The sequence below is a fragment of the Paenibacillus sp. F024 genome, from assembly GCF_057814255.1.
In genome coordinates this window covers 1-16,280 of record NZ_JBVASZ010000001.1, presented here as the reverse complement: position 1 = coordinate 16,280, position 16,280 = coordinate 1, and the positions used below count along the sequence as shown (strand labels likewise).

Below are 16,280 nucleotides of genomic sequence, written 5' to 3'. Positions count from 1 at the left end.
GGGAGGCTTTACTCATGCTGAAAAAGCTGGTGATCCAACAAACCGCTGCCTATTTTCGCTCAGAGCAGTGGAAGCGCACGATGGAAACGCTGGAGCAAGGAAGGAAAATTCGTCATCTCCATGTATATGCCCATAGTATTTTACATCCGCATGATATGGCGAAGGTTATTCAAGGCTACTTTGCGAAGCAAGGCTATATCCTTCAGCGGAAAATTGGTTTTTTGGGCCATGGTAAAGGGATAAGCAATATTTATTACATTCATCCGAGACAGGATATGGCGCACTTTGAATTGTTTTTAACGTATGATTCCGATATCGTGATTGAACCTGCGGATCCCAATAATACTAGAGCCGGTGCCAATTTGGAAGTTTGGGAAGACGACTTTATGGAAATTTATTATTCCAAATATGAATTCAGGCAGCCGGAACTGGAAGAAAAGCAAATCATCGCCGACTATTTTCGGTCACCTCACTGGCAGCAGAGCTATGAATTTATGACTTCTGAGGGTGCGCATTGCCATGTGCCGGTGAGGACGGGAATTCACCCGGAGACATTGGCACAGTTCGGAAGAGAAGCGATTGAAGCCAAAGGCTGGGTTGTTTCTAAGGTCGATTCCGTGGTTTACAGCATGAAAGGCTATGATCAGGGGAAAGTTACGTACTTGTTGAGCAGCCCGGAAATTGTGCTGGAATTGGATTGGGAATTTGACCCGCAAACCGTCATCGAGCCTAGACATCCGGAATTAATCATTAAAATGACAGAGGAACATTTTAAGAACGCGGTCGAAGGGTTAAATTATTACCGGTTGAATGCCGAGGACATTCGGTCCGTGATTGAACAGATTTAAGATATAAGATATAAGTCTGTTCATTACGAAATCTCGGCCTTTTTATACCTGTTTACTCATCAGGTGAGCATATCAACAGACGGATTTGAGGGAGGGATCAGGCATGACCATGCCAAATACAGAAGGCTTTACGTCTGCGGAAGGGAAAACCGGCCGGATGATTGCCATTCGCTTAAATCGGGGTACCGATTTGGTGCAGGGAGTGATTGACGCCTGCAAAAAATACGGTGTGAGAAGCGGTGGCATTACGGCCATGGTCGGCAGCCTGGCTGCCGGCGCACAGTTCAGATTTGTCGCTCTGGATTCCAAGGCAATTACCGGTGCAGGCTTTACCGAAATGCAGACCATCGACAGCCCGGTCGAGGTATTGTCCGGCCAAGGAATTATTTGTGAAAAAGACGACGGCGATTTGTTCATCCATCTTCATGCAGTTATGGTGGATATCGGTGGGAACCTGATCGGCGGGCATATCGAAAGGGCCTACAACTGCTTCGCTTTAAATACATTGGAGGTCATCGTTCAGGAATTGGATCATGCCGTATTTCGACGGGAGCTTGCCGAGGATACGGGCTATACGGTTTCCATGCCCAGACCGCTGTAGATTATGGCTTTATGATCGAAAATGAATGGAAAGGAAGGATCGATGTGTCTGACGCGCATGTAGTAGGGAGAGTGGAAGATTTTCCAAAAGGCTCACATAAAGTCGTCAAGGTGAAAAACAGGGAAATCGGAGTGTTTAATGTGGATGGGGAGCTCTACGCTCTTCCCAACCTTTGTCCGCATCAGGTCGGGCCCGTCTGCGAGGGCAGAGTTTCGGGAACGCTTGCAGCTAATAAAGAAACCAACTGGCAAAAGCAATGGATCAAAGAAGGTGAAATCATCTCCTGCCCATGGCACGGTTTGGAGTACGAAATTAAAACCGGACAATGCTTGGCTTATTCTGAAATCAAGCTGCGGTCGTATAAATTGGAAATTCAGGACGGTCTGGTGAAGATTATGTAATAAACTCTTCAAATGACGTGGAGCGGAGCCCCGGATCCGATTGAGGTGGAGCCTTACACGTCTCGCATCTTCAGGTAATAAATTTCGGGTTGAACAATATAGATAAGATGAGCAGATGATCAACTCATAAATTACCTTAAGGCATCCCCGGACAGACGGCTGGATATTCATTAAAATTTAAGTTAAAGGAGGCATTTTTATGGAAACGTTATGTGTTCATATGCCGGAACCGCGCAATCTGCAATTGGTCAAAAGACAGCTGGAATTGAAAGATGATGAGGTGTTGGTAAAAACGCATCAAAGCTCTATATGCGATGCGGACTTAAGAGCCTGGCAGGGATCATTGATCCCGGACGATCTACCTCCGGATTGCTTCCCCTGGATGGGACATGAAGGCGGAGGCGTGGTTGTCGGTCTGGGAGCCAAGGTAAGGGAGTTTGAAATAGGGGATCGTGTAATGCTTTTTGGTCCGCATAACGGAATGTCCACCTATTTCAAGTCGAAGGTACATAATCTGTTTAAAGTCCCGGACGGATTGGATATGGACCTTGCATGTTTAGCCGAACCGATTTGCGTAGGGATGTTTGGAGTTTTTGAGAGCGGTGTCAAGCTGGGGGATACCGTAGTGGTCGCAGGGTTGAATTTCCAGGGACTCATGGCCGTGGAGGGCTTGAAAAAAAGCGGGGCGGCCCAATTGATTGCCGTAGACTACTCCGATGCTCACCTGGAAATGGCCAAAAGCCGCGGAGCCGATGTCCTAATTAATACGACAAAAGAAAATGCCAAGGAAGCTATTCTGGAATTAACCGGCGGAAAAGGCGTGGATGTGGGCTACCACTCCTGCGGGTACTGGAACCCTCTTACCGAAGAATATTACAACCTGTGCATTGATGTAACGAGAGACGAAGGCATCGTGAGCTCGGTACCGGATATGATGTCACCGATCAAAGTAAATCTTCACCGTTTCCACCATCATGCCATGGAGGTGCGATTTCCGGCGTTTATGCATCACGGTCCTGAATTCAGAAAGCAGCGGTATGAACGTTTATTGAATCCGGTGATCAACGGAATGATTGATATTAAATCGTTAATCACGGGAAGCTATCCTTTATCCCGAATTGAAGAAGCGATGAAAGAATTCAATGATAATTTGGATCATATCAAAATCCTCATTACACCGGAAGTTTAATCTGCAAATGATAAGGAGCGGTCAGCTATGTCTTCTAAAGTAAGAATTGCGGTGCTTGGTTTAGGAAGAATTTCGCGTACGCACATTGACGCCATCAAATACTGGCCTGAACAATGCGAGCTGGCGGCCGTCGTGGATATGCAGGAGCACTTGGCCAGATCCTATTCGGAGGAGTTCGGCGTACCTTATTACACTTCGACGGAGGAAGCGTTTAAAGATCCGAACATTGATGCCGTCGTCATCTGCCTGCCTCATCATTTGCACAAATCCATCGCCATAGAAGCCTCACAGGCAGGCAAGCATGTGCTTGTAGAGAAAGTGATGGCCAATTCCGCAGCCGACGGCAAAGCCATGGTAGAGGCGGCTGACAAGCATGGCGTTAAGCTCATGGTTGCGCAAAGCAGACGCTTCTTCTTAGCCCTGCAGGAAGCCAGAAGGCGGCGGCAGCAGATTGGAAGGATTACCAATATGCTGTACACATTCGCCTGCTATTTCGACGTAAACACCGCTCCGGTATGGTGGCGGTCGAAGAAGGCAACGGGCGGATTGGTTTATCCGATGCTCGGCTCCCACAGTATCGATTTTACTTTATGGATGTTGGATGACAGGCGTCCCATCTCCGTATTTGCGCAAGGTTCCTCAAGCAACCCTGATTTCGAAGGAGATGACGATGTAACCCTTGTCATCGGCTTTGACGATGGAACGCATGCTACGAATTTCCTGTCGATCAATAACAAGCAATCCAGGCATGAAGGTCTGATAATCGGCTCGGAAGGCTCCATTTATTTTACGCAAGCCGGAGATCATATCGGATTTATCGGTACGGCTGAAACCGACCTGTATGTCAATGGGGAGCTGATCATGACCGGTGAGCCGCTTCCTCACAATTTTGCAGTGCAAATGAAGGAATTTGTGGATTCCATTCAGGAAGACCGGGAACCGACCGCCTCGGGAAGAGAGATCCTTTTGCAGCTCAAGCTGATCGAGGCAGCCCAACGCTCGGCGGAGGAACAAAGAGTAATCCTGCTGGATTAGAGGTCACAGAACTGCCTCTATCACCGGCAATGACCATAAAAAGGGTGCAGGCGGATAACCGGCCTGCACCCGCTTAAAGAGAAGGTTCTCCTTCATCATCTTATTTGGTGTATGGGGATAGTGATAGTGAATACAATGGTGTACAGATGAGCCAATAAAATGTAACCGCTTACAGTAGGTCGTAGTAAAATCACCGTTGATGATAACTTAAAGGAGGTTTAAGGACAATGAAAATGATGAAACGAAATCTTTTGATTTCATTGGTTCTGATGCTTATGGTGGCCGGTTGCGGAACAAACACGCCGCAGGGTGAAGCAACCAAAGATAATGGCAATACCGAGGCACCCAAAACGACAGAAGTCAAAACCAAGCGGCTCACCTTTGCTCTGGATCAATCCCCGGCGGACAGCTGGACTCAAGCGACCCGAAAATTTGCGGAATTGGTCAATGAAAAGACCAAGGGCTCCGTTACGATCAATGTTCATGATTCCGGAACCCTTGGAGCGCAACGCCAGGCATTGGAAGGAATTTTGGCAGGGACCATTCATGGAACAGTGACGCTTGAGCCTGTTTCATACTGGGTCGAGGACATAGGCCTATTTGGAATACCTTATCTGTTTAGAGATCAACCGCATCTCGATAAATTTTTGGCCAGCCCATCCGGAGAAGAATTACATCAAAAAATGACGAGTGCGGGCTTTCGGCCTTTGACCTACTTCAAAAGACCTCCAAGACATTTATCAAGCAATAAACCCATTAACAGCTTAGAGGATCTGAAAGGCTTGAAAATCAGAGTGCCTGAAACTCCAACGGCTCCTCAAGCCTTTAAAGCTATGGGAGCAGCCCCCGTTGCGATGCCATTCTCCGAGGTGTATTCCGCATTAGATACGAAGGTCATTGACGGTCAAGAAAATCCTCTGCCGACCATGTTTTCCAATAAGTTTCAAGAGGTGCAAAAATATGTGGCGCTTACGGCGCATCAATATCAAGTAGCTTATCTGGTGATCAGTGACAAGATTTACGCCTCCCTCACCGAGGATGAGAAGAAAGCGATTCAGGAGGCGGCACGGCAGGCTCAACAATTTGAGAGCGATACGGTAGAGAAAAACATGAAGACCATCGAGGCGGATATGATCAAAGCAGGAGTGACCTTTACCAAGCCTGATACGAAGCCATTTGCTGAAGCGGCACAAACGGCCTATTCGGGCTATAGCAAGATTATGCAGGATTGGATACAAAAAGTGCAAGGTCTAAAATAATAAACAATACAGAGTCTTCCCGGCCGTATGTCGGGAAGATTTCTATAAAAAGCGGGGAACCGACTATGGGGAAAATCAACAGGTTCTTTGAACATGTTTTCAATATCATTATGGTGGCGTCACTTTGCATCATGGTCATATTGGTCTTCGGAAATGTTGTTCTGCGGTACGTTTTTAGCTCCGGTATCATTTCATCAGAGGAAATGTCGCGTTTTTTATTCGTCTGGTTAACCTTTATCGGGGCCATTGTGGCATTTAAAGACAACGAACACCTGGGTGTGGATACGCTGGTCAAACGGCTGCCTATCCCCATTAGAAAAACGGCATACACGCTAAGCAGCTTATTAATGATGTTGGCGTGCGCTCTGATACTGGAAGGAAGCTGGAAGCTGACGGTGATTAATCTACATAGCAAAGCTCCCGCAACAGGGCTTCCGCTCTCTTTCATCTATATTACGGGGATACTGATGAGCTCGGCGGTTTTATTGATGCTGCTGATGAATCTTTACCGGCTATGGTTTGGCAAAATCAGAATAGCTGAGCTGAATATGGTGAAAGAAACCGAAGAACGGCTGGAATTTCATGAAGAACAAAAGGGCGAGGTGAAACTCTGATGATCGGTGTATTTATTGGTTCACTTCTTGGCACGATGGCGCTTGGCATGCCGATTGCTTTTGCGCTTCTGCTCAGCGGTGTGGGTCTGATGCTTTACCTTGATATTTTTGATAGTCAAATCATCGCGCAAAATTTGATCATCGGCGCAGATAATTTTCCGCTCATGGCGATTCCTTTTTTCATGCTGGCCGGAGAACTGATGAATGCCGGCGGTCTGTCTCAGCGCATCGTATCGATGGCTTTGTCATTGGTAGGTCACATCCGAGGAGGGCTCGGTTATGTAACGATTATGGCCGGCATCCTGTTTGCCAGCTTGTCCGGCTCTGCTATCGCCGATACGGCGGCTTTGGGAGCTATTCTGATCCCTATGATGGTGAAGAATGGATATGATATCAAACGCTCCAGCGGATTGATCGCATCAGCCGGCATTATTGCGCCCGTCATTCCGCCGAGTATCGGTTTTATCATGTTCGGTGTCATCGGCGGCGTATCGATCACGAAGCTTTTCTTCGCCGGCATTGTGCCTGGCCTGCTTATGGGTATCGGACTTACGATTACATGGGCCATTATTGCACGTCGGGATAAAGTAAAGGTTTATCCGCGTAAAACGGTCAAAGAGATTTTTCAAGAATTCAGACAAGGGATTTGGGCGCTTTTCCTACCGGTGATTATTATCGGCGGTCTTAGAGGAGGTGTTTTCACTCCGACGGAAGCGGCTGTGGTAGCTGCCGTCTATGCCTTATTTGTTGGTATTATCATTTATCGCGGGCTGAAAATAAAGGATTTATACCTAGTACTGTACCGGTCAGCAAAGACTACAAGTGTAGTCATGTTTCTGGTGTGCGCGGCCCTGGTTTCGTCATGGCTGATGACAATGGCAAACCTGCCAGCCGAAGTCATCCGGCTTTTGGAGCCATTCCTGGATAAGCCGCTTCTGCTGCTGGTGATGATAAATATTTTGGTGATTATTGTCGGAACGGCAATGGATATGACACCAACGATTCTCATACTCACGCCTGTATTATTGCCCGTAATTCAACAGGCAGGTATAGATCCGGTTTATTTCGGCGTTTTATTCATTATCAATAACGCCATCGGGTTATTGACGCCGCCTGTCGGTACGGTATTAAATGTCATGGCAGGAGTAAGCAAGATCAGCATGGAAGATATCATGAAAGGCGTATGGCCGTTTCTTCTTGTTGAAGTCATCGTACTGATTCTGCTGATTTTGTTCCCTTCGCTTGTTCTTGTTCCTTTGCAATGGTTTACCTGAAGAAGCTTGCCTATGCAGGCTTTTTTTTATATAAATGTATGATTGACGCTGTAGGCTTTAAGGGTATAAATTATGGTAGAAAAGCAGCTGTGTTTGAAGACCGAATCTATGGAAATAATACAAGGATGGATGGCGTAGATGCTTAATTAAACAAAGAGAAAAGGAATTTTGAACATGAGAAACTCCGTCTTGCTGCGTGAACCCAAACAACGAAAATTGCTGATGAGCGCCGGTCTAAGCTGGTTGTTCGATGCAATGGACGTAGGTATTATCTCATTTATTGTCGCTGCTTTGGCTGTCGAATGGCATCTTGGCCCACAGCAGGTAGGTCTGCTGACGGCACTGAATTCGATTGGCATGGCTGTAGGGGCGGCAGTCGCAGGTTCTCTTGCGGATCGGTTTGGAAGGCGGTCCATTCTGATATGGACGCTGTTGATCTTCTCTGCCGCCAGCGGATTGTCCGCACTGGCCACCAGCTTTGCTGTATTATGTGTACTGCGTTTTGTAACCGGATTCGGTCTCGGGGGTGAGCTTCCGGTCGCCTCTACACTCGTTTCAGAGTCCGTTCCGGTCCAAGAGAGGGGGCGGGCGGTTGTGCTTCTCGAAAGCTTTTGGGCGGGCGGCTGGATCGTCGCGGCGCTGATCGCCTATTTTGTCATCCCGACATACGGATGGAGGGCAGCCTTTATCATCGGGGCGTTACCGGCTTTTTACGCGCTGTATCTAAGACGAGCTATTCAGGATTCTCCGCGGTTTAGCGGACAGCGAAGCCTAAGTCTGTCGTTTGCGCAACGGGCGGCCGCTGTGTGGTCTCCCCAATATCGCAGGTCTACGCTAACCCTCTGGATCGTATGGTTCACCGTGGTTTTTTCCTACTACGGTATGTTCCTGTGGCTTCCTACCGTGATGGTTATGAAAGGCTTCGACCTGGTAAAAAGCTTTCAATACGTCTTGATTATGACACTCGCTCAGCTGCCAGGCTACTTTACCGCCGCTTACTTTATTGAAAAATTCGGCCGCAAGTTCGTGCTTGTTACGTATTTGCTGCTGACGGCAGCCAGCGCGGCATGGTTCGGAAACGCCACGGATGAAGGCATGCTGATTACAGCAGGAATTTGTCTCTCTTTTTTTAATTTGGGGGCATGGGGAGGACTCTATGCCTATACGCCGGAGCTGTATCCGACCTCGGTGCGCGCTACCGGCGTTGGACTTGCCTCTTCCTTCGGACGGATCGGAGGCATTATCGGCCCATACCTGGTGGGTATGCTTGTGGCCAACAAGCTTCCGCTAAACGCCATATTTATGGTGTTCTTCGTTTCGATTGTTATCGGTGCATGTGCTGTTCTTTTCTTTGGCAAAGAAACCAAAGGCATCGATCCGGATCAGACTACCGGTGATCACAGGGCCGTATGAAACTAGGGACTACAAGAAAGGATTCAAATCGTATAAACTAATAATACGCTTTCAAATAGGTTGAGTACAGAGAGGAAGATGCAGGCTGACTTATATTTTATTACTCATCGGTTTCGGATTGTTAATCAAAGGGGCAGACTTATTTGTAGACGGAGCATCAAAAATCGCGAATCTGCTGCGAGTTCCGTCGATCCTGATCGGGCTGACGATTGTTGCGTTTGGGACAAGCTCACCTGAGGCCACAGTTAGCATTATTGCAGCCATGGAAGGGAATGCGGATGTAGCTTTGGGGAATGTCATCGGCAGTAATATTTTTAATATTACTTTTGTCGTCGGACTAACGGCATTCTTATATCCTTTGAAAGTGGAAAATGAAACCATTAGCAAAGAGATCCCTTTTACGCTGTTAGCCAGTACGGCATTATGGATATTAATGAGCGATACAGTCCTGCAGGGACACAGCCCCAATCTGATCACCCGCAGTGACGGCTTGATTTTTTTATTGTTTTTTGCTATTTTTATATATTACATCTTTGAGGTCGCAAGAAATACCCGAAGTACCCCCGCCGATAAACCGGCAGCTGACAACAATGTAAAATGGGGCAAACCTGTTATTTTTACCTTGATCGGTCTTGCCGCTATCATTTTTGGCGGAGACCTGGTCGTAAGAAACAGCACCGAAATTGCTTTTGCGCTCGGCATGAGTGAAACCCTTGTCGGATTAACGATTGTTGCCGTCGGTACTTCGCTGCCTGAATTGGTCACATCGATTACAGCGGCTATAAAAAAGCAAAGCGAAATCGCACTTGGAAATATCGTTGGAAGCAATATATTTAATATTTTATTTGTATTAGGCGCTTCCTCCGTCATTTCACCGTTGGCAGTCAATGACAAAGTCATGATCGACGTAGTCCTGATGCTCATTTTGACAGTAATCCTGTTCATATTCTCCAGAACCCATTTCAGGATCGGGAAGCTAGAGGGAATTGTACTCGCGTCAGCTTATATCGTTTATTTAATTTACATTATAATAAGGAATTAAAGCAGGCTCCCAAAAATCGTTGCATAAGCTGTTAAAGAATAGGAGAGGTGATGACAATGGGGAATTGCAGTATCGATCATTCTCATGAAGATGTGGTTCAAAAGCTTGAAAGTCAAAAAGAATGGTTACCTGAGGACATAAGCGCGGATTTACACCGGTTTTTACAGAACGAGCATTCGCAACAAATACTAAATGAGCTATTTCACCTATTGAAAAAATATGATCTTGCGTCTAAAGAGGAGCAGGATGAAAGAAATGTAAAATTAAAGGAGCTTATTGGCTAAACGGCAAAACGAGAGTGCATTGCGTGCTCTCGTTTTTTATGATTTGGCGGCAAGAATCAACTCTTCGGGGTATCGCATCTATGGGCATTCGGAGGTAGACAGGCTGTGAGCAGTTCCTTGACAAAAGAAAGCAATTGGACCTTTTAAGAAGTAGGTGGATATAAAAAGAGAACTGCACTGCAATCATTCGACTGCGGTGCAGTTTCTTTGTTTAGAAAATGGAGCGATCGTGTTAAACTTAAGATACGAACAATTTATGATCACTGCCAATGATTGATTTGTAATAGGGGGGAAATGATGAATTGGATCGCTAAACAGCTCTATTATAAGGTTCAAAGACAGGTAATCGGCACAGAACAAATAACGCAGGTGCAGGAGCGATGGATGTATTTGTACGAAGACAAAATTGTGACGCGGTTTCGGGAATTTCCCATTGACGAAGTATTTGACATGTCGTACCGAAAATTGGGCGGCGAAGGCGGGATGCTATATTTACATACCAAGCGTGGCGTTTATTCTTATATGGTGAAAGCCGATCCCGCTTATTTTATAGAGGCTTTTAAGAAGCTGGAATGAAGCCTTTGGGTAACTCCCAGTAAGGCTATATCATAGATTGACGAATCCCAACAGCCTGCATTCCCATGTGGGCTGTTTTATTTAATAAAAAAAAGAAAATCCGGCCATTTTTGAAGACAAATCCAGAGGTAAATACAACCAAAAATTTACGCGTGAAACGATCATAAAATGGGTGGAATTTAAGTGTTTTTGGTCAAAAAATAAGTTTTATCGAATGAAACGTTTAAAGTAGAACCGTAGTGAATCTTACTTTATTTTCCTATTGTTCTTTTTACACGAGAAACGTTCAAATTATTTTCACAGATTTTTGTTGTACACAGGCGTAGAATTCAAAATGACTTACAATTCATTTCTATTTCATCATTGGAGGCTAACCCTATGAAAAAGTTTTTGACAGGCATGGTATTACTCGTTGGTATTACAGCCGCACTAACCGCTTGCGGAGGCAACTCGGCTCCTGCGGCACAAAGCAGTTCTTCCAGCTCGAGTCAACAGCAAACCGACAGTCAGTCATCCAGCACCTCGCAGTCCACTGGCGGTAGCAAAGAAATCACGCTTAAGGCCAAAAACTTTGAATTTGACCAAAAAGAAATTCATGTTAAAAAAGGCGAAAAAGTGAAGCTTAATTTCCAAAACGTCGAAGGAATGCATGGTGTTGCCATACCGGAATTTAAAGTGGCTTTAAATAAGCCGGGCAGCGTCGAATTTGTTGCGGATCATACCGGTTCTTTTGATTATATCTGTTCAGTGATGTGTGGTACGGGTCATACAGACATGAAGGGAAAAATCATTGTAGAGTAAGGTTTTCAGGAAGAGCCTCATTTTAGAGGCTTTTTTGTATTTTGGCGGAATGATTCCTAGCCTAAATAACCCCAGGGGAAACCTGGGGGGGGGATTTAGGCTTATAATTTTGCAGCATGTTTTTATACCACGGCAATGATAAGAATAATCCAGCCCGCCAAGAAGGCAAGACCGCCAAGCGGTGTTATGGCACCCAGCTTTCTAACGCCGGATAAACTTAGAGCATACAGGCTTCCCGAGAACAGAATGATCCCGGCGAACAAGGTCCAGCCGGCCAACATGACAAGAGAAGAATTCTCTGCGCTGCCTGCGATCAGTCCAAGAAGGAGTAGTCCAAGCGCATGCGCGATATGATATTGGATTCCCGTCTGATACACCTTCATCATGTCTTCGGATAGCTTTTTCTTTAAAGCATGCGCCCCAAAAGCACCCAAAGCCACTGCGATAAACATATTTAAGCTTCCTAGCACTACTAATGTCTTCATGAACAACGCCTCCTTAAAAGATACTACCGAATGTGAAGCTATTTCGTCAAATGGCCACTTAGATCGGTTTGATGAGTTTGGAAAACCAACACTCGCCATCCGTTGACAATTGCAAAATTCGCAACTAAGATGAAGAAAGTGCCCAGAAAATAATGGTAGGTTATACATCATACAACTTCATAATTCGGAGCATTTTTAAGAAGGAGAAATGAAACATGTCCTTATTGAATATATTGAAAAACCGCAGAGCGGTAAGAAGCTATGAGCCCAAAGAAGTAGAAACCGAGAAAATCAATAGGCTGCTCGAAGCGGCTATTTGGGCACCCAATGATCGTTTGCGCGAGCCATGGCATTTTTATGTAATCCGCGGGGAAGCCAAGACGAGATACGAGCAAATTGCTCGGGAATTTCTGGAAGAACGGTTTCCGACGAAGCCTCATTTGGTCAAGGAATCGATTGCTGTACTGGAATCGACACCGCTTGTCATTGTAGCTACATCGGATGTCATTCCGGGTGATGAGGCATCCTCGGAGGATAACGAATATGCTGTTGCTTGCGCCATTCATTCCATGTGGCTTACCGCACAGGAGCTTGGTTTGGGACTGGTATGGCGGACTAGAGGAATCGGTCTTACCAGAGACGACCGGCTGCATAAGCTGATTGGATCACCAGAGAACCGGAAAATTGTCGGGTCTGTATTTGTAGGCTACCCTTCGGCAGACAGTCCGGAAACCAAGCGAACCGGAATCGAGCACAAATCCACATGGCTGTGAACTTATTGGCGCATTGATGGAAGTGTTTATTGATCATGCATTATGAAACAGCTGAAAAGATGGAAGCACAACCGACCTTCGGTTGTGCTTCTTGTTTTTGAGCAACATCCTATAAAATAAGCGAATGCATTGTCAAAAGTAAATTTGTACATAATATGGTTGCCCATTCTAAAAGGTACTGAGGTGAAAATATGTCCAGACGAGAAGCCGAGTTTCTCCATTATTTTGACGGTTCCGTAAACGTAGAGTTTGCTAAAGAAATTACGGAAGTTGTGGAAGCGAACCCCAATGTCCAATCTATTCAAAAGGAAGAGTGGCGCCGTTTCATACATGCGAATCCTTTCAGAGCAAACGGAGAGTGATGAGCCAAAGCGTCAAAAATATGGAGTATACTAAAGAAAGGATGTTAAAGAGCGATGGCAACTGTTCTGTATATAACGGCACATCCTAGTGACCATCAAACCTCATATAGTATGGCTGTTGGGAAAGAATTTATTGAAGCTTACCGGGAAGCAAACCCGACGGATGAGGTTATCTATTTGGATTTATACAAATTGAATATTCCTCATATTGACGCAGATGTCTTCAGTGGATGGGGGAAACTTCGCGGAGGAACTTCGTTTGATCAGCTTTCCGAAGCGGAGAAAACGAAAGTATCCCGTCTTAATGAGATCGTAGAGCAATACGTGGCTGCGGATAAATATGTATATGTATCTCCCATGTGGAACTTCTCTTTTCCGCCCGTTATGAAAGCATACATTGATGCAATATGTATAGCAGGGAAAACGTTCAAGTACACCGAAAATGGACCGGTCGGCTTGCTGACGAACAAAAAAGCATTCCATATTCAAGCCCGGGGCGGTATTTATTCAGAGGGGCCTGCCGCAGGGTTTGAAAGTGGTCACAGTTACCTTCAAAAAATAATGCAATTTCACGGTGTTCCCTCTTTTGAAGGAATCTTTGTCGAAGGTATGGCCGCGATGCCTGATAAAGCACAATCGATTAAAGAAAAAGCCATTGCACAAGCCAAAGAGGCAGCAAAAGCTTTCTAATAAAAAACGAAGCAGTCCCGCTGATTATAGCGGGATTTTTTATCAAATATGCTCAACTGGACCCTATGTTCGTGTGGAAAGAAAAGATTACGAAGGGGGAGCCGCTGCGACGGAGGTCACTTTGCTGCCATGGAGCGTACGGTACATATGATTATCACGGCAGAGCAGAAGCAGATCTTGCTTATGCCCCCGTTTGGGAATCGTAATGCGCACCGGTGGTGTGTCGGGTCTGCGAAGAGCACGCCGTACCGACTGTAAATCTTGAATTCGGTTGACGATAATCTCATCGGGACGTTCATTTCGGTAATGGTTTACTATGAAAAGATCGCCTGCGGTAAGTCCAGCTTTCATGTCAAGAATATGCATGGAGAAGTCCCGCAGCATCCCCTCCTGTACCTTGGCTACCAGTACATGCTTATCACCGATATACAGTACATCTTGATCGAATGTGACCTCCCGGTCAACGACTTGCTTTGCCTCCCGGCGTTCAAGGATGCGAATGTGGCGCAGCATGTTATCTGCCTTCTCGAATTCTAAACGCTCCGCGTATGCCTCCATTTGATTGTGCATCGCCTTCAGCAGCTTCTCACCTTGATTCTTCAGTAGATCGGCTGCCTTATTAACGTCGTTCAAATAATCAGCCTGGGTGATATAGCCCTCACAAACGCCGCTGCACTTGCCGATATGGTAGAGCAGACAGGCTCTCTTCGGAAGTGAAGTGCAGGTGCGAAGCTTGTAGTGGTCGGTGATGAATTCCATTACCGCATTGCGAAAACGTGAGCTGTAGTAAGGGCCGAACCGGACTTCGTCCATGCCTGGAACAGACGGCTTCGCATCGTGGGCTTTCCGCATTCGGGAAGTTTTGAGCTTACGGTCCCGATAGAAGACATCGAGCCGGGGCAGTGACTCCTTTGTCAGCTTAAGGTAGGCATAGCCGCTGTTATCTTTCTTTAACGCTCGGTTGAAGGGCGGCTTATGGATTTTGATCAGGTTGTTTTCAAGAATGAGGCTCTCAGGTTCGTTATTCACAAGGATAATCTCGATTTCCGCAATTTCCTCCACTAGCTGCTGAATTCGCTTGCTCTGATGCGGTGTCCGGAAGTATGAGCGGAGGCGCGTGCGGAGTTTTTTGGACTTTCCAACGTATAGAATTCGCCCGGTCTCACCCTTCATGATGTAGCAGCCGGGTCGATCCGGATAATTTTCTGGCTGGAAGCTGAAGGACGGCATCGATCGGTTCTCCTCTCGTAATAGGAGTGACGGTTGTATCGGGATGGAGAATATATGTTCGAGTTCTTTTTATTTTACCAGCAGTCCATTGTAACTTCCAGTATTTGCGTCAAAAAAAATTGGCGGTTTTGCGAACAGCTCACATGGCTAGAGGCAAAAAAATAATTTAAAAAACCTTTATAAACGTGAAAATGATTGTTATAAAATAGATACAAATTATAAGATATTAACAAGAAGAGGAGGCGTCATGATGATCAGTGACATCTTCACGTTCAACGATGCGGAAGACGTGACGATTACAGTACACCGTTGGCAGCCGGAAAAGGGGACGCCGGTGAAGGGCGTTCTGCAAGTTGCCCATGGTATGGCGGAAAGGGCGCAGCGATACGAACGTCTTGCGGTGAAGCTGACGCAATCGGGGTATGTAGTATATGCGAACGATCATCGCGGGCACGGTTTGACCGCAGGGACGCCTGAACGGATTTCACATATTGGCCGGGACGGCTTCGACAGAATGGCGGAGGCGCTGGCCCAGCTGACGGATCGGATCCGCTCCGATTACCCTGACCTCCCCGTTTTCATGCTGGGGCATAGCATGGGCTCCTTTTTGACATTATTATACGTGGAGCGATATCCGGACAAAGCGGACGGTATGATATTATCCGGGACGAAAGGACGGCAAACCTTTTTACACAGCCTTGGCTTCGCACTTGCCAGACTGTTCTCGGTTATCCAAGGAGAGAAGCACTGCAACCGATTATTGAACTGGCTCATGACGGGGCATTACAGCTTGTATTTTCGCCCGAACCGCACCAAATACGACTGGTTAAGCCGGGACGAAGCGGAGGTTGACGCCTACGCTAAAGATCCTCTATGCCATGCAGGAATCACAAACGAATTCATGATGTATATGACCAAAGGGTTACTGGCCTCTCATCGTTCCGATCAACTGCAGCGCATTTCGAAAACGCTTCCGGTTTACTTGTTTGCCGGAGATAAGGATCCGGTAGGCGGTATGGGCAAATCATTCTTATGGCTTGTACGCGAGCTTCAAAGACAGGGCTTGCTCGATGTGAGTTACAAGCTCTACTCCGGCGGCAGGCATGAAATGCTGAACGAAACGAATCGCGAGGAAGTCATCGCGGATTTACTGCAATGGCTCGATCATCGTGTGAACGCGCCTGGAAGAGCTTCATTTCCGTCAAAGGAAAGGATATCCACATCCAAGTGAAATAAATTTACTAGACATCTCCAGTGTTTATAATAAAATGAATTTGGCTCTTCGCGCTACTGGGTGGGTGGATGGCTATTAACGAGAGTCATAACCCTTCCGCTTGCTTGGAGAATCTCATAGGCAAAAGAAGCCGTCAAGAAGAGCGCTTGACCGCTCCTTTTGCCTATGA

At 46.4% G+C, this 16,280-nt stretch carries 19 protein-coding genes; 17 read left to right on the top strand and 2 right to left on the bottom strand.

The window, feature by feature from the left end:
- Positions 1-14 precede the first annotated feature (14 nt).
- The 13 genes from ACZYR9_RS00095 (at position 15) to ACZYR9_RS00035 (ending at position 11,337) form a co-directional block, all read left to right on the top strand.
- Positions 15-848, top strand: coding sequence for a hypothetical protein (locus ACZYR9_RS00095; RefSeq protein ID WP_488976415.1), 834 nt, complete (start codon positions 15-17; stop codon positions 846-848).
- Positions 849-951: 103 nt separating this feature from the next.
- Positions 952-1,449 (top strand): PPC domain-containing DNA-binding protein, encoded by a 498-nt coding sequence (locus ACZYR9_RS00090; protein ID WP_488976414.1) that lies wholly within the window; start codon positions 952-954, stop codon positions 1,447-1,449.
- Between the two features lie 44 nt (positions 1,450-1,493).
- On the top strand, positions 1,494-1,850 hold the full coding sequence (locus tag ACZYR9_RS00085; protein WP_488976413.1) for a Rieske (2Fe-2S) protein: 357 nt from the start codon (positions 1,494-1,496) through the stop codon (positions 1,848-1,850).
- A 199-nt stretch (positions 1,851-2,049) separates the two neighbouring features.
- Positions 2,050-3,039: a zinc-dependent alcohol dehydrogenase gene (locus ACZYR9_RS00080; protein ID WP_488976412.1), complete on the top strand. Its 990-nt coding sequence runs from the start codon at positions 2,050-2,052 to the stop codon at positions 3,037-3,039.
- A 27-nt stretch (positions 3,040-3,066) separates the two neighbouring features.
- The gene (locus ACZYR9_RS00075) at positions 3,067-4,074 is read left to right on the top strand and encodes a Gfo/Idh/MocA family protein (protein ID WP_488976411.1); all 1,008 of its coding nucleotides are present in this window, start codon (positions 3,067-3,069) and stop codon (positions 4,072-4,074) included.
- A 227-nt stretch (positions 4,075-4,301) separates the two neighbouring features.
- Positions 4,302-5,333, top strand: a complete 1,032-nt coding sequence (locus tag ACZYR9_RS00070; RefSeq protein ID WP_488976410.1) for a TRAP transporter substrate-binding protein — start codon at positions 4,302-4,304, stop codon at positions 5,331-5,333.
- A gap of 65 nt (positions 5,334-5,398) precedes the next feature.
- Positions 5,399-5,947, top strand: coding sequence for a TRAP transporter small permease (locus ACZYR9_RS00065; protein WP_488976409.1), 549 nt, complete (start codon positions 5,399-5,401; stop codon positions 5,945-5,947).
- A complete protein-coding gene (locus ACZYR9_RS00060) occupies positions 5,944-7,221 on the top strand; it encodes a TRAP transporter large permease (RefSeq protein ID WP_488977111.1) in 1,278 nt (425 codons plus the stop codon). Before ACZYR9_RS00065 ends, ACZYR9_RS00060 begins: the two co-directional genes overlap by 4 nt.
- 174 nt (positions 7,222-7,395) lie before the next feature.
- Positions 7,396-8,634, top strand: a complete 1,239-nt coding sequence (locus tag ACZYR9_RS00055; RefSeq protein WP_488976408.1) for an MFS transporter — start codon at positions 7,396-7,398, stop codon at positions 8,632-8,634.
- 85 nt (positions 8,635-8,719) lie between these two features.
- Positions 8,720-9,676 carry a calcium/sodium antiporter gene (locus ACZYR9_RS00050; protein ID WP_488977110.1) on the top strand — a complete coding sequence of 319 codons (957 nt, stop codon included), beginning with the start codon at positions 8,720-8,722 and terminating at the stop codon, positions 9,674-9,676.
- Positions 9,677-9,732: 56 nt separating this feature from the next.
- The gene (locus ACZYR9_RS00045; RefSeq protein ID WP_488977109.1) at positions 9,733-9,960 is read left to right on the top strand and encodes a hypothetical protein; all 228 of its coding nucleotides are present in this window, start codon (positions 9,733-9,735) and stop codon (positions 9,958-9,960) included.
- A 297-nt stretch (positions 9,961-10,257) separates the two neighbouring features.
- A complete protein-coding gene (locus tag ACZYR9_RS00040; RefSeq protein ID WP_488976407.1) occupies positions 10,258-10,536 on the top strand; it encodes a hypothetical protein in 279 nt (92 codons plus the stop codon).
- A 378-nt stretch (positions 10,537-10,914) separates the two neighbouring features.
- Positions 10,915-11,337 carry a cupredoxin domain-containing protein gene (locus tag ACZYR9_RS00035; protein ID WP_488976406.1) on the top strand — a complete coding sequence of 141 codons (423 nt, stop codon included), beginning with the start codon at positions 10,915-10,917 and terminating at the stop codon, positions 11,335-11,337.
- A gap of 122 nt (positions 11,338-11,459) precedes the next feature.
- Here ACZYR9_RS00035 and ACZYR9_RS00030 read toward each other — a convergent pair whose 3' ends face one another.
- A complete protein-coding gene (locus ACZYR9_RS00030; protein WP_488976405.1) occupies positions 11,460-11,822 on the bottom strand; it encodes a DUF423 domain-containing protein in 363 nt (120 codons plus the stop codon).
- 215 nt (positions 11,823-12,037) lie between these two features.
- On the opposite strand from ACZYR9_RS00030, the gene ACZYR9_RS00025 reads away from it, so the two are divergent.
- From ACZYR9_RS00025 to ACZYR9_RS00015, 3 genes are all read left to right on the top strand, one after another.
- Positions 12,038-12,595, top strand: coding sequence for a nitroreductase family protein (locus ACZYR9_RS00025; RefSeq protein ID WP_488976404.1), 558 nt, complete (start codon positions 12,038-12,040; stop codon positions 12,593-12,595).
- Positions 12,596-12,786: 191 nt separating this feature from the next.
- Positions 12,787-12,957: a hypothetical protein gene (locus ACZYR9_RS00020; RefSeq protein WP_488976403.1), complete on the top strand. Its 171-nt coding sequence runs from the start codon at positions 12,787-12,789 to the stop codon at positions 12,955-12,957.
- Positions 12,958-13,011: 54 nt separating this feature from the next.
- Positions 13,012-13,647 carry an FMN-dependent NADH-azoreductase gene (locus ACZYR9_RS00015; protein WP_488976402.1) on the top strand — a complete coding sequence of 212 codons (636 nt, stop codon included), beginning with the start codon at positions 13,012-13,014 and terminating at the stop codon, positions 13,645-13,647.
- A gap of 87 nt (positions 13,648-13,734) precedes the next feature.
- Here the strand turns inward: ACZYR9_RS00015 and ACZYR9_RS00010 are convergent, their stop codons facing one another.
- Positions 13,735-14,877, bottom strand: a complete 1,143-nt coding sequence (locus tag ACZYR9_RS00010) for a GIY-YIG nuclease family protein (protein WP_488976401.1) — start codon at positions 14,875-14,877, stop codon at positions 13,735-13,737.
- 247 nt (positions 14,878-15,124) lie between these two features.
- On the opposite strand from ACZYR9_RS00010, the gene ACZYR9_RS00005 reads away from it, so the two are divergent.
- Positions 15,125-16,108 (top strand): alpha/beta hydrolase, encoded by a 984-nt coding sequence (locus ACZYR9_RS00005; RefSeq protein ID WP_488976400.1) that lies wholly within the window; start codon positions 15,125-15,127, stop codon positions 16,106-16,108.
- Positions 16,109-16,280 lie beyond the last annotated feature (172 nt).

Excerpts from the sequence above, each read along its gene's own strand:
- ACZYR9_RS00005 (WP_488976400.1), top strand. The coding sequence starts at position 15,125 with ATGATGATCAGTGACATCTTCACGTTCAACGATGCGGAAGACGTGACG.
- ACZYR9_RS00035 (WP_488976406.1), top strand. The coding sequence starts at position 10,915 with ATGAAAAAGTTTTTGACAGGCATGGTATTACTCGTTGGTATTACAGCC.
- ACZYR9_RS00075 (WP_488976411.1), top strand. The coding sequence starts at position 3,067 with ATGTCTTCTAAAGTAAGAATTGCGGTGCTTGGTTTAGGAAGAATTTCG.
- ACZYR9_RS00055 (WP_488976408.1), top strand. The coding sequence starts at position 7,396 with ATGAGAAACTCCGTCTTGCTGCGTGAACCCAAACAACGAAAATTGCTG.
- ACZYR9_RS00080 (WP_488976412.1), top strand. The coding sequence starts at position 2,050 with ATGGAAACGTTATGTGTTCATATGCCGGAACCGCGCAATCTGCAATTG.
- ACZYR9_RS00030 (WP_488976405.1), bottom strand. The coding sequence starts at position 11,822 with ATGAAGACATTAGTAGTGCTAGGAAGCTTAAATATGTTTATCGCAGTG.
- ACZYR9_RS00040 (WP_488976407.1), top strand. The coding sequence starts at position 10,258 with ATGAATTGGATCGCTAAACAGCTCTATTATAAGGTTCAAAGACAGGTA.
- ACZYR9_RS00010 (WP_488976401.1), bottom strand. The coding sequence starts at position 14,877 with ATGCCGTCCTTCAGCTTCCAGCCAGAAAATTATCCGGATCGACCCGGC.
- ACZYR9_RS00095 (WP_488976415.1), top strand. The coding sequence starts at position 15 with ATGCTGAAAAAGCTGGTGATCCAACAAACCGCTGCCTATTTTCGCTCA.
- ACZYR9_RS00025 (WP_488976404.1), top strand. The coding sequence starts at position 12,038 with ATGTCCTTATTGAATATATTGAAAAACCGCAGAGCGGTAAGAAGCTAT.
- ACZYR9_RS00065 (WP_488976409.1), top strand. The coding sequence starts at position 5,399 with ATGGGGAAAATCAACAGGTTCTTTGAACATGTTTTCAATATCATTATG.
- ACZYR9_RS00070 (WP_488976410.1), top strand. The coding sequence starts at position 4,302 with ATGAAAATGATGAAACGAAATCTTTTGATTTCATTGGTTCTGATGCTT.
- ACZYR9_RS00020 (WP_488976403.1), top strand. The coding sequence starts at position 12,787 with ATGTCCAGACGAGAAGCCGAGTTTCTCCATTATTTTGACGGTTCCGTA.
- ACZYR9_RS00015 (WP_488976402.1), top strand. The coding sequence starts at position 13,012 with ATGGCAACTGTTCTGTATATAACGGCACATCCTAGTGACCATCAAACC.
- ACZYR9_RS00090 (WP_488976414.1), top strand. The coding sequence starts at position 952 with ATGACCATGCCAAATACAGAAGGCTTTACGTCTGCGGAAGGGAAAACC.
- ACZYR9_RS00045 (WP_488977109.1), top strand. The coding sequence starts at position 9,733 with ATGGGGAATTGCAGTATCGATCATTCTCATGAAGATGTGGTTCAAAAG.